General features: G+C 57.8%; 15 protein-coding genes. 7 read left to right on the top strand and 8 right to left on the bottom strand.

Annotation, left to right across the window (positions count from 1 at the left end):
* From V1572_RS03540 to aldB, 5 genes are all read left to right on the top strand, one after another.
* Nucleotides 1–1,137 carry an HlyD family secretion protein gene (locus V1572_RS03540; RefSeq protein WP_025758413.1) on the top strand — a complete coding sequence of 379 codons (1,137 nt, stop codon included), beginning with the start codon at nucleotides 1–3 and terminating at the stop codon, nucleotides 1,135–1,137.
* Between the two features lie 90 nt (nucleotides 1,138–1,227).
* Nucleotides 1,228–1,836, top strand: coding sequence for a glutathione S-transferase (locus V1572_RS03545; protein WP_045907894.1), 609 nt, complete (start codon nucleotides 1,228–1,230; stop codon nucleotides 1,834–1,836).
* Nucleotides 1,837–1,939: 103 nt separating this feature from the next.
* Entirely contained in the window at nucleotides 1,940–3,325 is a 1,386-nt protein-coding gene (selA, locus tag V1572_RS03550; protein ID WP_063622814.1) for an L-seryl-tRNA(Sec) selenium transferase, read from the top strand.
* Nucleotides 3,322–5,169 (top strand): selenocysteine-specific translation elongation factor, encoded by a 1,848-nt coding sequence (gene selB / locus V1572_RS03555; RefSeq protein ID WP_395299702.1) that lies wholly within the window; start codon nucleotides 3,322–3,324, stop codon nucleotides 5,167–5,169. The genes selA and selB overlap by 4 nt, the downstream gene beginning before the upstream one ends.
* An 86-nt stretch (nucleotides 5,170–5,255) precedes the next feature.
* Entirely contained in the window at nucleotides 5,256–6,794 is a 1,539-nt protein-coding gene (gene aldB, locus V1572_RS03560; RefSeq protein WP_395299703.1) for an aldehyde dehydrogenase AldB, read from the top strand.
* Here the strand turns inward: aldB and V1572_RS03565 are convergent.
* Complete coding sequence (locus V1572_RS03565) at nucleotides 6,791–7,756, bottom strand: LysR family transcriptional regulator (RefSeq protein WP_063622816.1); 966 nt, start codon at nucleotides 7,754–7,756, stop codon at nucleotides 6,791–6,793. The genes aldB and V1572_RS03565 overlap by 4 nt on opposite strands.
* Before the next feature lie 117 nt (nucleotides 7,757–7,873).
* Between V1572_RS03565 and V1572_RS03570 the strand changes: the two genes are divergently transcribed.
* The gene (locus V1572_RS03570; protein WP_045907889.1) at nucleotides 7,874–8,614 is read left to right on the top strand and encodes a MipA/OmpV family protein; all 741 of its coding nucleotides are present in this window, start codon (nucleotides 7,874–7,876) and stop codon (nucleotides 8,612–8,614) included.
* 69 nt (nucleotides 8,615–8,683) lie between these two features.
* Here V1572_RS03570 and V1572_RS03575 read toward each other — a convergent pair whose 3' ends face one another.
* Entirely contained in the window at nucleotides 8,684–10,633 is a 1,950-nt protein-coding gene (locus V1572_RS03575) for a glycoside hydrolase family 127 protein (RefSeq protein WP_395299704.1), read from the bottom strand.
* A gap of 10 nt (nucleotides 10,634–10,643) precedes the next feature.
* Nucleotides 10,644–12,044: an MFS transporter gene (locus V1572_RS03580; protein ID WP_248222810.1), complete on the bottom strand. Its 1,401-nt coding sequence runs from the start codon at nucleotides 12,042–12,044 to the stop codon at nucleotides 10,644–10,646.
* 225 nt (nucleotides 12,045–12,269) lie between these two features.
* Between V1572_RS03580 and V1572_RS03585 the strand changes: the two genes are divergently transcribed.
* On the top strand, nucleotides 12,270–13,079 hold the full coding sequence (locus tag V1572_RS03585; protein ID WP_045907886.1) for a helix-turn-helix domain-containing protein: 810 nt from the start codon (nucleotides 12,270–12,272) through the stop codon (nucleotides 13,077–13,079).
* On the opposite strand, the gene araD is transcribed toward V1572_RS03585, so the two are convergent.
* The 5 genes from araD to V1572_RS03610 form a co-directional block, all read right to left on the bottom strand.
* Complete coding sequence (araD, locus tag V1572_RS03590; protein ID WP_048028083.1) at nucleotides 13,080–13,775, bottom strand: L-ribulose-5-phosphate 4-epimerase; 696 nt, start codon at nucleotides 13,773–13,775, stop codon at nucleotides 13,080–13,082.
* Entirely contained in the window at nucleotides 13,769–14,629 is an 861-nt protein-coding gene (locus V1572_RS03595) for an L-ribulose-5-phosphate 3-epimerase (RefSeq protein WP_395299705.1), read from the bottom strand. The genes araD and V1572_RS03595 overlap by 7 nt, the downstream gene beginning before the upstream one ends.
* 2 nt (nucleotides 14,630–14,631) lie before the next feature.
* Nucleotides 14,632–15,285, bottom strand: a complete 654-nt coding sequence (gene ulaD, locus V1572_RS03600; RefSeq protein WP_048226564.1) for a 3-keto-L-gulonate-6-phosphate decarboxylase UlaD — start codon at nucleotides 15,283–15,285, stop codon at nucleotides 14,632–14,634.
* Nucleotides 15,282–16,787, bottom strand: a complete 1,506-nt coding sequence (locus V1572_RS03605; RefSeq protein ID WP_048028171.1) for an FGGY-family carbohydrate kinase — start codon at nucleotides 16,785–16,787, stop codon at nucleotides 15,282–15,284. The genes ulaD and V1572_RS03605 overlap by 4 nt, the downstream gene beginning before the upstream one ends.
* Before the next feature lie 95 nt (nucleotides 16,788–16,882).
* Complete coding sequence (locus V1572_RS03610) at nucleotides 16,883–18,202, bottom strand: MFS transporter (RefSeq protein WP_025910539.1); 1,320 nt, start codon at nucleotides 18,200–18,202, stop codon at nucleotides 16,883–16,885.

Genomic DNA, 18,202 nt, shown 5'->3' on the forward strand with positions numbered 1-18,202 from the left:
ATGGATCTGTTGATTATTTTGACCTACGTGGCATTTGCCTGGGCCATCTTTAAAATATTCCGAATTCCGGTCAACCAGTGGACGCTTGCCACCGCAACATTAGGCGGCGTATTTATTGTTGCCGGACTTATTCTGTTAATGAACTATAACCACCCGTATACCTTTACGGCGCAAAAAGCGGTTATTTCTATTCCAATCACGCCGCAGGTGACCGGTGTGGTCAGCGAAGTGACCGATAAAAATAACCAGCTAATTAAAAAAGGCGAAGTGTTATTTAAACTGGATCCAGGCCGCTATCAGGCGCGCGTCGACAGACTTCAGGCTGACCTGGTGACCGCGACGCACAATATCGATAATCTGAAAGCGCAGCTGGCGGAAGCCGTTGCCAATACCACACGCGTCTCCGCTGAACGCGATCGCCTCTATAAAGATTATCAGCGCTACCTGAAAGGCAGCCAGGCGAAGGTGAATCCGTTCTCTGAAAGCGATATCGACAACGCGCGTCAGAACTATCTGGCACAGGATGCGCTGGTGAAAGGCTCCGTGGCTGAACAGGTGCAGATCCAAAGCCAGTTAGACAGCATGGTGAACGGTGAACAGTCGCAGATTGCGTCGTTACGTGCCCAGCTTGCCGAAGCCAAATATAACCTGGACCAGACCGTGGTGCGTGCGCCGAGCAATGGTTATATCACTCAGGTACTGATTCGTCCGGGAACCTATGCCGCCGCGCTGCCTTTGCGTCCGGTAATGGTCTTCATTCCTGAACAGAAGCGTCAGATTGTGGCCCAGTTCCGTCAGAACTCGCTGCTGCGTCTGAAGCCGGGCGATGAAGCGGAAGTGGTGTTTAACGCGCTGCCGGGCCAGGTCTTCTCCGGGAAGCTCACCAGTATTCTGCCGGTGGTGCCGGGGGGAACCTATCAGGCGCAGGGCGCGCTGCAGTCGCTGACGGTGGTGCCGGGAACGGACGGCGTTCAGGCACTTATTGAGCTGGAACCCAACGCCGAAGTCGATGCCCTGCCGGACGGTATCTATGCCCAGGTGGCGGTCTATTCGGACCACTTCGCCCACGTCTCGGTTATGCGTAAAGTACTGCTGCGTATGACCAGCTGGATGCACTACCTCTACCTCGATCACTAATCCTTCCAGGGCAGGAATGCGACATGCAGACCTGCCCTTTTTTCATCGCTTGATCCATACTGACTTTTTTCCGGCATCAAGGATCAGGCAATGAAACTCATCGGCAGCTATACCAGTCCCTTCGTGCGAAAAATCTCGATTCTCCTGCTGGAGAAGGGGATTGAATTTGAATTCGTGAATGAACAGCCCTACAACGCGGAAAACGGCGTCGCGCAGTACAACCCGCTGGGGAAAGTCCCGGCGCTGGTCACGGACGAGGGCGAATACTGGTTTGATTCCCCGATTATTGCGGAGTATATCGAGCTGCTGGGCGTTGCCCCGGCAATGCTGCCAGCAGACCCAAAAGCGGCGCTGGCGGTGAAGCAGGTTGAAGCCCTGGCCGATGGCATTATGGATGCGGCGTTAACCTCCGTACGGGAACAGGCAAGGCCCGCCGCCCAGCAGTCGGAAACGGAACTGTTACGCCAGCGAGAAAAAATCAGCCGCAGCCTGGACAGATGCGAACAGCTAATCCGGGAGGGTAAGATCGACACCGACAGCCTGAACCTGGGGACCATCGCCATCGCCTGCGCGATTGGTTATCTCAACTTCCGCCGCGTCTCCCCGGGCTGGTGCGTCGACCGTCCGCTGCTGGTGAAGCTTGCAGACACGCTGTTTAGCCGCGAGAGCTTTGCCCGTACCGAACCGCCAAAGGCTTGACGCGGGTTATAACACTTCGCCGTCGGAGGCGGTACAATCCCCTCACATGTTAACTCCCTCTCCCGTCGGGAGGGGGGAAGATATTTACTCGCCAGGCGCTTTCATGACTACTCATCATTCGCTGTACAGCCAGATCCCCGCTACCGACCGTCTTCTTCGCGAACCCCGCATTCATGCTGTTGTTGAGCGTTTCGGCCATACCGCGACGGTGGAAATGTTACGCCTGCTTCAGGACGAAGCCCGCTGCGCGATTCAGGCAGAAAACGCCTTGCCCGACTGGTGTAGCGCGTGGGAGCAGGAAGTTGAACAGCGGCTGGATGAGAAGGCGCAAAGCGCGTTACGCCCGGTGATAAACCTGTCGGGTACCGTGCTGCATACCAACCTGGGGCGCGCGCAGCAGGCGGAAGAGGCCGTTGCCGCGGTTGTGCAGGCCATGCGAACGCCCGTGACGCTGGAGTACGATCTGGACGGCGCCGGACGCGGGCACCGCGACCGCGCGCTGGCGGAGCTGCTGTGCCAGCTGACCGGCGCGGAAGATGCCTGCATTGTGAATAACAACGCCGCCGCGGTGTTGCTGATGCTGGCGGCCACCGCCAGCGGCAAAGAGGTGGTGGTGTCCCGCGGCGAGCTGGTGGAGATTGGCGGGGCGTTTCGTATTCCGGACGTGATGCGCCAGGCAGGCTGCACGTTGCATGAAGTGGGCACGACAAACCGTACCCATGCGAAAGATTATCGCGCGGCGGTGAATGAAAATACCGCCCTGCTGATGAAGGTCCACACCAGCAATTACCATATTGAAGGCTTCACCAAAACGGTTGACGAGGCGGAGCTGGCGGCGATTGGGCGCGAACTGAATATACCGGTGATTGCCGATCTCGGCAGCGGCTCGCTGGTGGATCTGAGCCTGTACGGGCTGCCAAAAGAGCCGATGCCGCAGGAGATGATTGCGGCGGGCGTTAGCCTGGTCAGTTTTTCCGGCGACAAACTGTTGGGCGGGCCGCAGGCCGGGATTATCGTCGGCAAGCGCGAGCTGATTGCGCAGCTGCAGCAGCACCCGCTCAAGCGCGCCCTGCGCGCCGATAAAATGACGCTTGCCGCGCTGGAGGCGACGCTGCGGCTCTATCTCCACCCGGAAAAACTGGCTGACCGTCTGCCCACGCTGCGTCTGTTAAGCCGCGATGCCGCCTCGATTCGCGCCCAGGCCGAACTGCTGCTGCCGCGCGTCGCCGCGCACTACCCCGATTTTGACGTTCGCATTGAGCCCTGCCAGTCGCAGATTGGCAGCGGGTCGCTGCCGGTGGACAGGCTGCCGAGTGAGGCGCTGACGTTCACACCGCGTGACGGGCGCGGCAGCCAGCTTGAGGCGCTGTCGTCGCGCTGGCGCGGTCTCTCGACGCCGGTTATCGGGCGGATTTACGACGGCCGAATGTGGCTGGATCTGCGCTGCCTTGAAGATGAAGAGCGATTTCTGGAGATGTTGTTGAAATGATTATTGCCACCGCCGGTCATGTCGACCACGGAAAAACCACGTTACTGCAGGCCATTACCGGCGTAAACGCCGATCGCCTGCCGGAAGAGAAAAAGCGCGGCATGACCATCGATCTGGGCTATGCCTACTGGCCCCAGCCTGATGGTCGCGTGCTGGGCTTTATTGATGTGCCGGGGCATGAAAAGTTTCTGTCCAACATGCTGGCGGGCGTGGGCGGCATCGATCATGCCCTGCTGGTGGTGGCCTGCGATGACGGCGTGATGGCGCAAACCCGCGAGCACCTGGCGATCCTGCAGCTAACCGGCAACCCGCAGCTGACCGTGGCGCTGACCAAAGCCGATCGCGTGGATGATGCGCGCATCAGCGAGGTGCGCGAAACGGTCCAGGCGACTCTGCGGGAGTATGGTTTTGCCGACGCATCGCTTTTTGTCACCGTGGCGACAGAAGGGCGTGGTATCGACGAACTTCGCCACCATTTGCAGAACCTTTCAACACGCGACCACGCCAGCCATCATCGTTTCCGTCTGGCGATCGACCGGGCGTTTACCGTAAAAGGTGCGGGGCTGGTCGTGACCGGCACCGCGCTGAGTGGTGAAGTCAGCGTGGGAGATACGCTCTGGCTGACGGGCGTGAATAAACCGATGCGCGTGCGCGGGCTGCATGCACAAAACCAGCCCGCTGACCGTGCCCACGCCGGGCAGCGTATCGCGCTGAACATTGCCGGGGATGCGGAAAAAGAGCAGCTTAATCGCGGAGACTGGCTGCTGGCCGATGCCCCGCCGGAACCGTCTGAACGGGTGATTGTCTCCCTGCAGACACACATGCCGTTGACCCAATGGCAGCCGCTGCATATTCACCACGCGGCCAGCCATATCACCGGGCGCGTGTCGCTGCTGGAAAACGACCTTGCCGAGCTGGTATTCGATTCGCCGCTCTGGCTGGCAGATAACGATCGTCTGGTACTGCGTGACATTTCTGCAAGGGAAACGCTGGCGGGCGCGCGCGTGGTGGCGCTTAACCCACCCCGACGCGGCAAGCGTAAGCCGGAATATCTGCAGTGGCTGGCCGCGCTGGCAGAGGCCAGCGATGATAACGCCGCGCTGCGGGTGCACCTCGATCGCGGGGCGGTGAGTCTGCGTGATTTTGCATGGGCACGCCAGCTGAGCGGGGAAGGCTTACGGCAGCTGACCCAGGAGCCGGGCTTTATTCAGGCCGGCAACAGCCTGCTCAATGCCCCGGTTGCTGCGCAATGGCAGCGTAAGATACTGAACACGCTTGCGACTTACCATGAACAGCATCAGGACGAGCCTGGCCCGGGGCGCGAGCGTCTGCGACGCATGGCGCTGCCGATGGAAGACGATGCGCTGGTGCTGCTGCTGATCGAAAACATGCGTGAAAGCGGAGTGATTAAAAGCCACCACGGCTGGTTGCACCTGCCGGATCACAAGGCTGGGTTCACCGTCGAGCAAGAGGCCATATGGCAAAAAGCGGCCCCGCTGTTTGGCGATGAGCCGTGGTGGGTTCGCGATCTGGCTCGCGAAACCAACACCGACGAGCAGGTGATGCGCCAGGTATTGCGCCATGCGGCGCAGCAGGGGCTCATCGTCGCGATCGTTAAAGATCGTTACTACCGTAACGATCGCATTGTTGCGTTTGCCAACCTGATCCGCGAGCTGGATCAGGCGCGCGGCTCGACCTGCGCAGCGGATTTCCGCGATCGGCTGAACGTGGGGCGCAAGCTGGCGATCCAGATCCTGGAATACTTCAACCGCATCGGCTTTACCCGCCGTCGCGGTAACGATCATCTGTTACGCGATTCGTTATTATTTCCTGAAACTCCGTGACCTCCGTCGTAAACACCGTTACCGGCTGGCGAGAAAATCGCCAGCCGGAACTACCCTTGTTGTACACCAACAGCAAGGAGACGGACATGACAAACAATCCTCCCTCATCGCGTATCCAGCCCGGCGAGTATGGTTTTCCCCTCAAGCTGAAGCCCCGTTATGACAACTTTATTGGCGGCGACTGGGTCGCTCCCGTCGACGGCGAATACTATTCCAACCTGACCCCGGTTACCGGCCAGCCGCTGTGCGAGATTGCCAGCTCCGGTAAGCGTGATATCGACCTGGCGCTGGATGCGGCGCACAAAGCGAAAGAGAAATGGGCTCACACCTCCGTGCAGGACCGGGCGGCGATCCTGTTCAAAATCGCCGACCGGATGGGGCAGAATCTGGAGCTGCTGGCGACGGCGGAAACCTGGGATAACGGCAAGCCGATCCGGGAAACGATGGCGGCTGACGTGCCGCTGGCTATTGACCACTTCCGCTATTTTGCCTCCTGTATTCGCGCTCAGGAGGGCGGGATCAGCGAAGTTGACAGCGACACCGTGGCGTATCACTTCCACGAACCGCTGGGCGTCGTCGGGCAAATTATTCCGTGGAACTTCCCGCTGCTGATGGCGAGCTGGAAAATGGCGCCCGCGCTGGCGGCCGGAAACTGTATTGTGCTCAAACCGGCGCGTCTGACCCCGCTCTCGGTCCTGCTGCTGATGGAAATCGTTGGCGATCTCCTGCCGCCGGGCGTGATTAACGTAGTGAACGGCGCGGGCGGGGAGATAGGCGAATATCTGGCTACCTCAAAACGTATCGCCAAAGTGGCGTTTACCGGGTCGACGGAGGTGGGCCAGCAGATCATGCAGTACGCCACGCAGAACATTATCCCGGTGACTCTGGAACTGGGCGGGAAATCCCCGAACATCTTCTTCGCGGACGTGATGGAGGAAGAGGATGCCTTCTTCGATAAAGCCCTGGAAGGGTTTGCGCTGTTTGCGTTTAACCAGGGCGAAGTCTGCACCTGCCCAAGCCGTGCGCTGGTGCAGGAATCCATCTACGAACGCTTTATGGAGCGGGCCATTCGCCGCGTTGAGTCTATTCGCAGCGGTAACCCGCTCGATAACGTTACACAGATGGGGGCGCAGGTCTCGCACGGACAGCTGGAAACGATCCTCAACTACATCGACATCGGCAAGAAAGAGGGGGCGGATATTCTCACCGGCGGGCGTCGTAAGGTGCTGGGAGGGGATCTGCAGGACGGCTATTACCTTGAGCCGACGATCCTCTTCGGCCAGAACAACATGCGCGTTTTCCAGGAGGAGATTTTCGGCCCGGTGCTGGCCGTGACCACCTTTAAAACGATAGAGGAGGCGCTGGAGATTGCCAACGACACGCCGTATGGCCTGGGCGCAGGTGTCTGGAGTCGCAACGGTAATCTGGCCTATAAAATGGGCCGCGGCATTCAGGCCGGGCGCGTCTGGACCAACTGCTACCACGCCTATCCGGCGCACGCGGCCTTTGGCGGTTATAAGCAGTCGGGCATCGGACGTGAAACCCACAAGATGATGCTGGAGCATTACCAGCAGACCAAATGTCTGCTGGTCAGCTATTCTGATAAACCACTGGGGCTGTTCTAGTCGCCCAGCTCAGGCCGTCCGTGGGCGGCCTGAGCAATTTGCTGGCGCAGGCAGTTAAGGACGCCATCCAGAACGTATTGCACGCGCCAGGGCTGGTATTCGCGTTTGCGGAAGATGGCGGTCAGATCGAGCCACCACTCCTCCTGATGCGGGAAGCAGGGGACCAGCATGCCTTTCGTTAATTCTTTTTTCAGACTCTCTTTTGGTGCAAAAACAATCCCCAGATTATTTCTGGCCAGCTCCAGGGCCGTCTGCGTATTGTCGCAAATATAATTACCGGTCACCCGGTAGTCATGCACGTCATCGCTGCCGTGCACGCGGAAACGCCAGATGTTGGCATCATCGACCAGCATGGAGTCAATGAGAATACAGGAGTGATTAATTAAATCTTCAGGTCCGGTTAAGGGATGTTTATTTAAATATTCTACGGTTGCGAAGGCCGTAACGGAATATTTTGTCAGCACGCTGGCAACCAGACTTTCGTCTTTTGGCTGAGCATAGGTAATTAAAATGTCGCAGTCATCCGGAAAGGTAACGCCTTCTGAAAATTCATTCCGGTCCAGATTGTAGGTTTTCAGGGAGATGCGGATGTCGCCGATGTCTTCTATCTGATGGATCACGTGTCGCGCGAGGTAGGTCACGATACCTGTTGGGGCATAGATCGTCACTTTTCCGCGCTTTTCGTGCTTATAATCGGCAATGAAATTAACGAGCTGGCTGTTCTTATCCAGCGTGGCGTTCACGTAGGGGAGTAACGCTTCACCAAACTGGGTCAGGGCAAGCTGTCGCGTGGTGCGCTCAAAAACCTTGAGCCCAACCCGCGTTTCAAAATCAGACAGATATTTACTCACGTTGGCCTGCGCCATACCCAGCAGGGCGGCGGCATCACCAATGCTGTGGGTGGCGGCGATGACGGAGATAATTTTTAATTCGCGTGGTTTTAGCTGTAATGTACTCATCATGCACACCCATCTATATGATTTTATATATAATATTATATAAACCGCAGCGTTGCATTGGCAATTTTGTAACCATTATTATGCGCCTCGCTTGTTTGGCATTTAAATGGATTACATAGAATGACTATTAAATACAATTTACTCATCGCTGCCACGTTATTTGCATCAACGTCTGCCATGGCCGGTGAATTTTCACTTGGAGCGGGGGCTGTATTTAATGAGTCTCCATACAAAGGCTATAACGAAAATACGACTGCGGTACCGTTAATTAGCTACGAAGGCGATCGCTTTTACGTTCGCCAGACCACGGGCGGATGGATCCTGTGGAAAGATGCAAAAAATGAATTAAGCCTGACCGCAACGTGGATGCCGCTGCATTTCGACCCTGACGATAATGACGACCATCAGATGAAGCAGCTGGATGAGCGTAAAGCGTCCGCCTTCCTCGGCGGTGCGTACTACCGCCACGAAAGCTGGGGGTCGCTGAAAGTGGCGGTCTCTGGTGATGCCACGGATGAAAGCAGCGGCGTGATCGGTGAAGTATCATACTTCCGTCCAATCAAAATGGATCGCCTGACCCTGACGCCTTCTGTGGGTGTGTTCTACAGCGACGAAAGCTATAACGACTACTACTACGGCGTATCCGGCAGCGAGTCTCGCCGCTCCGGGCTGGATCAATACACTGCCGGTGACAGCTGGACGCCATACGTTGGTCTGGCGGCTAAATATCAGTTAACCCAGAAGCTGTATCTCAATGCCAGCGCGGTCTACACCGTGTTGCCTGACGACGTGAAGAATAGCCCGATGATCGACCGCGATGACAGCTTCGCGCTGATGACCGGCCTGACCTGGCGTTTCTGATGTGGTAAAGCCTGTTTACTCCCTCTCCCGTGGGAGAGGGATGGGGTGAGGGCAACAGGCCGCAGAAATTCAACCTTCATCCACCCAGATCCGCATTTCCCCTTCTCCCCGGTTCGCCCAACTGAACCACGGAATAAAGGTTAGCGTCTGAGGATGACGTTGTACCGGCGGGCGGTCATAGTGCCACAGCGCATCAGTGTCCTTCGTATGACAGCCCGTCCCCTCTGCCTGTATCAGCATCTTGTGCGCGAAAATGCCTTTACCTTCAAAGACCCGGAACGTGCTGTCAGGCGGCAAGGAAAGGTTATGCAGATTGGTGCCGTTATCCGCTTCTTCCAGACAGTAAACCAGCGGCCCGCGCTGTAGCGCGACTTTTCCCGCCTGCTGGCGTACCTGCGGGTTTCCGTACACCCGGCGAACCGGCATCGGTAGCGTCAGCGTGACGACATCCCCTTCTTGCCAGTTTCGGGTCAGGTAGATGTATCCCCGTGAAATTTCACCGGCAGCGTCTTCACCGTTCAACGATACCTCAGGCGCCGCGCACCAGTCCGGCAGGCGCAGGGCCAGGGTATGTTTCACCGGCGAAGGTGAGACGATCTCGATTTTCACCGCTTCCTGCCACGGATAATTACCGCCGATCCGCAGCGCCAGGGTTTCATCGCCAACCGGAATGACGACATCGTTGCCGACGTAGAGGTTAATAAAAAGCGCATCCTGGCGAACGGTATAAATATAATGCCCCAGCGACGTCAGCACGCGGGCGATATTCGGCGGGCAACAGGCGCAGCCAAACCAGCGCTGGCGGACGGGTTTCACGTGATCGTAGATATGGTTGAACGCCAGGGTTTTCGGATGGACTTCCAGCGGGTTCACATAGAAGAAGTGCTTACCGTCCAGCGCCATGCCGCCCAGCACCGTGTTGTATAGCGCGCGCTCCATTACGTCGGCGTAGTGGCCGTCGGCCTCCATTTCCAGCATCCGGCGGGCAAACATCATCAGGCCGATGGAGGCACAGCTTTCGGCGTACACCGTATCGTTGGGCAGATCGTAATCGCTGCTGAACGCCTCGCCGCTGCTTTGCGACCCAATCCCGCCGGTAATGTACAGCTGACGCTGCGCCATATTTTTCCACAGCCGCAGGCAGTCCCGCCGTTTACCCTCGTCATGGCTCAGGCGTGCCAGATGCGCCATGCCCGCCATCAGATAGACGAAACGTACGGCGTGGCCGGTGGCGGTTTGTTGCTCGGCAAGGGGTTGATGCGCCTGGCTGTAGGCCTTGTCCTTGACCATCCACGCCGGGCCATAGGTATTCCAGTACGACGTTCTGCCGCGCTTCTCGTATTCGATATCGTAGAAGTGAGGCTGGGTGCCGCGCTCCTCGATAAAGTATTTCGCCAGATTAAGGTACCGGGGCGCCTGCGTAACGTCATAAAGTCGCATCAGCGCCAGCTCGATTTCCGGATGGCCCGGATAACCGTGCAGCTGGTTTTCACCGGGGCCAAACACGCTGTCGATATGGTCCGCCAGCCTGCAGACCACGTCCAGCAGGCGGCGTTTTCCGGTCCCCTGAAAATACGCCACGCCCGCTTCAATCATATGTCCGGCGCAGTAGAGCTCGTGACATTCGGCCAGATTGGTCCAGCGCTCCTCAGGCGCTTTTACCGTAAAGTAGGTGTTGAGATAGCCATCCTCACACTGCGCCGCCGCGACCAGCTCAATCACCTCGTCGGCGGTTTTCTCCAGTTCAGCATCAGGCTTCTGGCACAGCGACCACGCTACGGCTTCCAGCCATTTCGCCACGTCGCTGTCCTGAAACACCATACCGTAGAATTCACCCTGCTCCAGACCTGCAGCTATGCGGAAGTTGCTAATGGCGTGGCTGGGTTCGGCTTCCGTCACGCGGTCATTTAGCGCATCCCACTGGTAGGGGATCACCACTTCACGGACCAGTCGTTGATACTGCCCGAGAAACGGGTCGTTAATTTTCAGCTTGTGCAGGTCGGGTTCCATTATGGACATAGCGTTCTCCTCAGGACGATACGTGACGCTGGCGCAGGTCGGTGGCAATGCGCGACATCATTGGGTTGTTGAGTTTGCACCAGCGGATGGAAACGGCCAGTAGCAGATGGAAAAGGGCGGGGAGCAGGGTCTCCATGGCGGTGATGCCCTGCAGCGAAGCCTGTGTCTGATTGCCCGTGCCCGGCTGGTAGGCGACGGCGATAAACACCAGGCTGATGATCCCGGCGCTGGAGGCCCACGCGAGCTTGATGAAAAACAGGTTGAAGGCGAAGTTCATGCCCGATGAGCGCACCCCGGTTTTCCATTCGCCGTAGTCGTCGGCAAAGGCCATCAGCGAGAAGTGCAGCGGCAGGGTGAAGCCCAGGATCACGCCGTTGCTTAAAATGACGATCAGCCAGAGCGTCTGGTGCGCCGGGCCTCCTGGCAGAAACCACATTCCCAGCGCAAGTGCGGCGAGCACCAGGTTGGTGTAGTAGTAGAGTTTGACGGTATCAATACGGCGCGACAGCGGGTTGACGATGACCGCCCCCAGAATGGCCGCAAAGGTCACCATCGTGAAAAACAGCGAGGTATAGGCGGTGCTGCCCTGCAGTACGTAGGTGATAAAGTACATGTATCCGCCGCCGCGAATGTTGAAAACGTTGATCAGCAGGAACGACATCACCAGCATCAGCAGCAACTGATCGTTTTTACGCAGTCCGGCCAGATGCTCCCGTAGGGTGAATTTGCCCATCAGCGCCAGCGGGACACGCTCGCGTACCCAGAAGAAGCAGCACAGAAACATCACCACGGCGATGGCGCACAGGACACCGACGCCAAGCTGATAACCTTTGGCAGCATCTCCCTGGCCTAATTCAGCGACCAGCCACGGCAGGCCTACGGAGACCAAAAATCCCGCCACGCCGCACAGCACGAAGCGCCAGGACTGGCAGGAGATCACCTCGTTATGGCGGGTGGTCATGGTATTAATCAGCGCGCAGTAGGGAACGTTGATGGCGGTATAGCCGACGGACAGCAGCAGATAGGTCCCGAATGCCCAGGCGATTTTCACGCCCATGCTGGCCTCGGGAACGGTGAAGGTCAGCACGCCGATAACTCCGATCGGGAAGGCGACCCACAGCTGCCATGGGCGAAAGCGCCCCCAGCGGCTCTGCGTGCGGTCGGCAATAATGCCCATGACCGGATCGGAAATAGCGTCAAATACGCGCAGGGCAATAAAGAGCGTACCCACGAGCGCAGGCGTCAGACCAAAAATATCGGTATAGAAAAAGGTCAGAAAATTCATGATCAGGCAGGTAATCACCGTACCGCCCGCGTCGCCCAGGCCGTAGCCAATTTTTTCGCGCACGGACAAACGGTCATTTATCGCCTGTTGTGTAACGTCAGACTCTGTAATCGGTGTGGAAGTCATCGGGTAACTCCTCGGTAATCGAATTTATTATCGTATTTGTGCAAGGTACCTGATTATTCTGCACTGAATGGGGAGGCCAACAAGGGAAGGGAAAAGTATAAAAAGATGACGATTCCGACCTGATGATAAAAATGTGATTCCGATCGGGCCGTCGGGCCATTATTTATTAATAATCAATGGATGCATTTAATAATGGCGGGATTAAAAGCGAAATGGTGAATATAAATGCTTGAATTATCCATAGCGTTTCCGGTTAAGGTTCAAAACGGTGGGTTGTTTATTTCCCGGGGTGTGGGCCGCCATCCTGCGCGTAAATTAACATCGTGGGAGATTATTTTTGTCGAAAAAGGGACATTAACGATCCAGGAAGAAAATACGGTATTTGACGTGAAGGCGGGCGAGAGTTTGCTGCTTTGGCCTGGCAGGCGACATGTAGGCGTCGGCGACTTTCCCGCCGATCTGAAATTTTACTGGCTGCATTTTGAGGTTGAGCATCACCTGCCCCGATTACCCAATCTGGCAATCGAACAACACTGCCGCGTGAGGGATGCCCAGTATGTGATTTCTCTTTTTCGCCAGTTCCTGAGCGAGCAGGAGAAATTACAGCGAAGCGTGGCGCTGGAAATCATTTTATTACTGATTTTGCAGCAAATTTCCCTTTCGTCAGGCTATGAAGACAACGCAGATGAAGCCGGTGCAGCAATGGCGTGGAAGGCGAAGCAGCTTATTCGCACGCAGTTCCATTTACCGCTTTCTACCTCGCAACTGGCAAAAGCATTGCACTGTAATGCGGATTATCTGGGGCGCGTGTTTCGCCGGACCTTCCATTTAACCCTGACGGAGGCGATACATCGCCAGCGCGTCAGGGCGGCAGAAAAATTGTTGCTGAATGACTCTGCATCGCTCACCGAAGTGGCAACGCGGTGTGGTTTTAATGACGTGGGCTATTTTCGGCAGATCTTTTCGAAGCATACCGGGTTAACTCCCGCCGTCTGGAAACGGCGGTACTGCAAGGAACACATTAATTCCGGATGATCACTGTCCGTAATAGGCATTCGCTCCATGCTTGCGCAGATAATGCTTGTCGAGCAGTTCCTGCTGCATAACCGGAAGCTGTGGCGCGAGCTGGCGAGAGAACAGGCCCATATAGGCGCACTCTTCCAGCACCACGGCATTGTGAACCGCATCGGCAGCGTCTTTACCCCAGGCGAACGGACCGTGGGAGTGGACCAGCACCGCCGGGATCTGCATCGGGCTAAGATCGCGCTCCTCGAAGGTTTTGATGATCACTTCACCCGTCTGGTATTCGTATTCCCCTGCAATCTCTGCCGTGGTCATCAGGCGCGTGCAGGGGATGGTCCCGTAGAAATAGTCCGCGTGCGTGGTACCCCAGGCCGGTAAATCCAGCCCCGCCTGGGACCAGATAGTGGCGTGGCGCGAATGGGTATGCACGATGCCGCCAATCTCCGGGTAACGACGATACAGCGCAAGATGGGTAGGCGTGTCTGAAGAGGGCTTTTTATTCCCCTCAATAACCTGGCCCGTGGCGATATTCACCACCACCATATCCTCCGCCGTCATCACGTCGTATTCCACACCGGACGGTTTAATGACCATCATGCCGCTTTTGCGGTCCACTGCGCTGACGTTGCCCCAGGTAAACGTCACCAGCTGGTGGGCGGGCAACGCCAGGTTTGCTGCCAGTACCTCGGCTTTAAGTTCGTCTAGCATGTCATGCCTCCTTCCTGCATACGGGCTTCAATCCAGCGGCGCGCCTGGATAATCTCCAGCACCGGCTCTTTTGCTTTTTCAGTCCACATTTCAATCAGAAATGCGCCGCGATAGTTCAGTTGATGCAGCGTGTTAAACACGCCAACGAAATCGACGCAGCCCTCGCCAAACGGCACGTCGCGGAACTGCCCGGGGCTTTGTGCGGTGACGGGTTGGGTATCTTTCAGGTGAATAGCCGCAATGCGGTCAATGCCCAGCGTCAGCTCGGCGGTGACGTCGTTACCCCACGCGCTCAGGTTGCCGATGTCCGGATAAACGCTGAACCACGGTGAGGCGAGCATGTCGTCCCACTTTTTCCATTTGCTGATGGAGTTCATAAACGCGGTGTCCATGATCTCCACCGCCAGCATCACCTGTGCGGCGGCGGCCTGCTCTACGGCCCACACCAGCCCGTCGGCAAAGCGCTGTTGCGTCCCCTCGTCATGCGCTTCGTAATAGACGTCATACCCGGCAAGCTGGATGGTGCGAATGCCCAAATCACGCGCCAGCCTGATGGCTTTGCTCATGATCTCACGGGCGCGTTCGCGCACGGTCTCATCGCGGCTGCCAAACGGGAAGCGACGGTGGGCAGACAAGCACATAGAGGGGATCGCCACGCCGGTTTCCAGCATCGCTTCCACCAGAGAGGCGCGCTGCGTGGTGCTCCAGTCGAGGCGTGATAATCGCTCGTCGGTTTCATCGACAGACATCTCGACAAAATCGAACCCGCAGCTTTTCGCCAGTACCAGCCGCTCGGGCCAGGAGAGATCTTTTGGCAGCGCTTTTTCGTAAATACCTAACGGATGCAGACGCATGGTTACGCTCCCCAGATGTCGCGAATATGCGAATGGAATGCCTGTGCCACCTGCGGTGGATTGGCGGCACCTGCCAGCGCGCGTCCGGCAATAAAGGCTTTGACGTTGATTTGCTTAAACAGCGGCAGGTCGGCGGGGGTGATACCGCCGGTAACCGAAAGCTGCAAACCGATATCGGAGAGCGCTTTCATTTTTGCGAGATCCGCCTCACCCCACTGCTGGCCGCTCGCCTGTGCGTCACGTCCGCGGTGATAAATGGCCTGCTTCACGCCGATGCGATGCCATGCGCGAGCATCGTCCAGCGTCCAGTGACCAAAGAGCTCCATCTGGATTTCCCCCCCGCGGCGCAGGGCTACCTCGTGGCCGCGTTCAACGGTGGCCAGCGGGGCGGCGCAGATGATGGTCATCCAGTTTGCACCCGCGCCAAATGCCTGCTCTGCCAGCGTTTCTCCGGCATCGGCCACTTTCCAGTCCGCAACGATGATTTTATCCGGGCACTGCTCGCGCAGGGCGCGCACGGCGTTTAGCCCTTCGGTCAGGCACAAAATGGTGCCCGCTTCGACGATATCAACGTGATCGGCAAGCGTCGCGACATCACGCTGCGCGGCCTGAAGAGAGGTATGGTCGAGCGCCAGCTGCAGTAATGGTCGGCTCATAGGTTGTTCTCCTTAACTCGGGCGTGATAGCCCTGTAGTGCTGAAATCAGTAGCTGATAGCGCTGATACTTGCGCTGATAGGCCGCATGGGCGCGCATGTCAGGCTCAATGACACGAATGTCGTGTCGGAGGGCGCATTGCGCCGTATGGAAATCGGGATACACGCCGGTGCCGACCAGGGCGGCCAGCGCCGCGCCGGAACAGCCGGTCTCTTCTACCTGCGGCAGTTCAATCGCCAGCCCGCTGACGTCCGCAAGCATTTGCATCCATACGTCCGAATGGGTTGGACCACCCGTCACGCGCAGGGCATGAACGTGGGTAAAGCGTTCGAGCATGCGGTTTAGGTGGGTCATGTGGCAGAACACCACGCCCTCATAAACCGCCTGCAGCAGGTGCGCGCGGGTGTGTAGCGCCTGCATCCCGTAGAAGCCGCTGGTCATCTCCAGCCCGGCGTTGCTGCCATAGAGGAACGGCAGAAAGTACACATCGCTTTCGGCTTTCGGCAGGCTGGCGACGGCGTGGTTGATCTCGCTGAACGACATGTCGCCCCACTGCGCGGTGAGCCACTCAAGGTTGCCGGACGAGGTCGGGCTGGCTTCGTGAACGATGTACTGCTGCGGATGCACGTAGCGGCCATAAACGTAGGGGAAGGGTTCGTTGCTGCGAAGCGCACTGGCTATCCCGCTGGTGACGGCCCAGGTGCCCATCACGGCATTCAGCGTGTGCTCGTCCTGCAGTCCGGCGCAGAGCGCGGTGGAAACCACATCAAACAGTCCCCCCACGACGGGCGTGCCCGCCGCGAGACCGGTAAGGGCGGCTGCCTGAGCGGTGATTTCCCCGCAGATTTCTGCTGAACCGACAATCGGCGGCAGGGCGCCGTCAATCTCGCTGATCCCGAGCCAGCGCGTAAGCTGCGGGTCATACTGCCCGGTATTCATGTTGTAGAGATTGGACTCGGAGATGTTGCTCTCTTCACCCCCCTTCACGCCGGTCAGGCACCAGCGCAGATAGTCGTGCGCCATCATCACACAGCCAATCTGCTGATAGCGCTGCGGCTCGTTCTCTTTGACCCAGCGCAGAAGCGAGGCCGGATGCCCGGTCCACAGCGTCTGGCGCGTATGCGGGTAGAGTTTTTCGGGAATGCCGTCCTGTTGCCAGCGCTGCACAATCTCCAGTGCCCGGCGATCGGAGGAGAGGATGGCGTTGCCCAACGGTTGGTCCTGTTTATCGAGCAGAAACAGCCCTTTACCCTGAGCAGAAATGCCGACCCCATTGATCTGGTTGCCGTTTACGCCTGCATTCTTGAGCAACGCGGCGATGGTTGCGTGGCAGTGCTGCCACAGCTGATGCATATCCCGCTCGGCGTAGCCCGCTCGCGGGCTGAGCGTGGCAACGGAGCGGCGTTCGATACTGACTTCTTTGCCCTGGCTGTTGTATAAACCGGCTTTCAGATAAGTACCGCCACAATCGATACCCAGCCAGAAGGTCTCTTTTTCACTCATCTTCATCTCGCTTAATTGCCGGGTGGCGCTGCGCTTACCCGGCCTACGGTTTGGTTTTCTCCCTCTCCCCGTGGGAGAGGGCTGGGGTGAGGGCATCAGGCCGCACGTTTATGGGGATTTACCGTTGGATTGGGCTCTGCCCCGGCATCGCATTTTGCCGGCAACAGCAGGGCCAGCAGCGACGCCAGCGCGAGTGAAACGGCCAGGCAGTAGACGCCCGCATCTTTGCTGTACAGGGTGATCAGCACGCCAACGGCATACGGGCCGCAGAAGCCACCGAGGTTGCCCAGGGCGTTGATCACGCCGCGCGCGCCGCCCGCCATCTCTGCGCTAAACAGTCTTGCCGGGATCGTCCAGAACACGCCGGCGGCGGATTGCAGGAAGAAACCGCAGCCCACCAGTGCGGCATAGGCCAGCCAGATGTTTGCTTTCAGGGCTACGGAGAGGAACATGCAGAGCGCGAAGCCAATCAACGGCAGGGAGACAAACAGCTTGCGCTTGCCGGTGCGGTCAGAAAGCGAGGAGAACAGGAACATGCCCGCAATGGCGCCGATGTAGGGCAGGATGGCGAGCATCCCCACCTGACCAATGCTGGTGTGCGTCAGCTCCTTCAGAATGGTCGGCAGCCAGAGGGTGTAACCGTAAATCCCGGTCTGATAGAAGAAATTCAGGGCGATCAGCTGCCACATGGTTTTGTCAGACAGCACCGCGCTGAGCGAGGCATTTTTCACCTCTTTTCCGGCGATGGCTTGTTGTTCAGCCGCCAGCGTTTGTACCAGATAGTTTTTCTCGGCCGCTGAGATCCAGCGGGCTTCCTGCGGACGGTCGTAGACCGTGAATGCCCAGAGCACCAGCACAACAATGGACATCAGACCTTCAATGATGAACAGCCAGCGCCAGTCAAGCGCGGTGATAATCCAGCCCGACAGCGGGGCGGTGATTATCCCGGCGATGGGTACGAACATGATCACAATTGCGTTGGCGCGACCGCGTTCGGCATCCGGGAACCAGTTGCTGATCATGGTGAGCACAACGGGTAGCATCCCGCCTTCCGCCACGCCGAGTAAGAAGCGCAGCACCAGCAGCTGGTACTGATTCGTCACGAGACCCGTGAGCACCGAGATCACCGCCCAGGCGACCAGTGACCAGCCGATAAATTTCTTGCCGCTACCGTGCACCGCAATCTTGCCGCCGGGTACCTGCAGGAACAGATAGCCGATAAAGAATATGCCACCCGCGAGGCCTGCCATGGTGGCGGTAATACCTAATTCTTCGTCCATCCCTCCCGGCATTGCAAACGCGATATTCACGCGGTCCATATATGAAATAATACAGGCGATAAGAATAGGAGGAATGATTCTTAGCCAGCGCTGGCGCGGAATGTCCGCATGTAGAGCATGAGTAGAAATATTCAT

Source organism: Enterobacter quasiroggenkampii (assembly GCF_043972695.1).
GTDB lineage: Bacteria > Pseudomonadota > Gammaproteobacteria > Enterobacterales > Enterobacteriaceae > Enterobacter > Enterobacter quasiroggenkampii.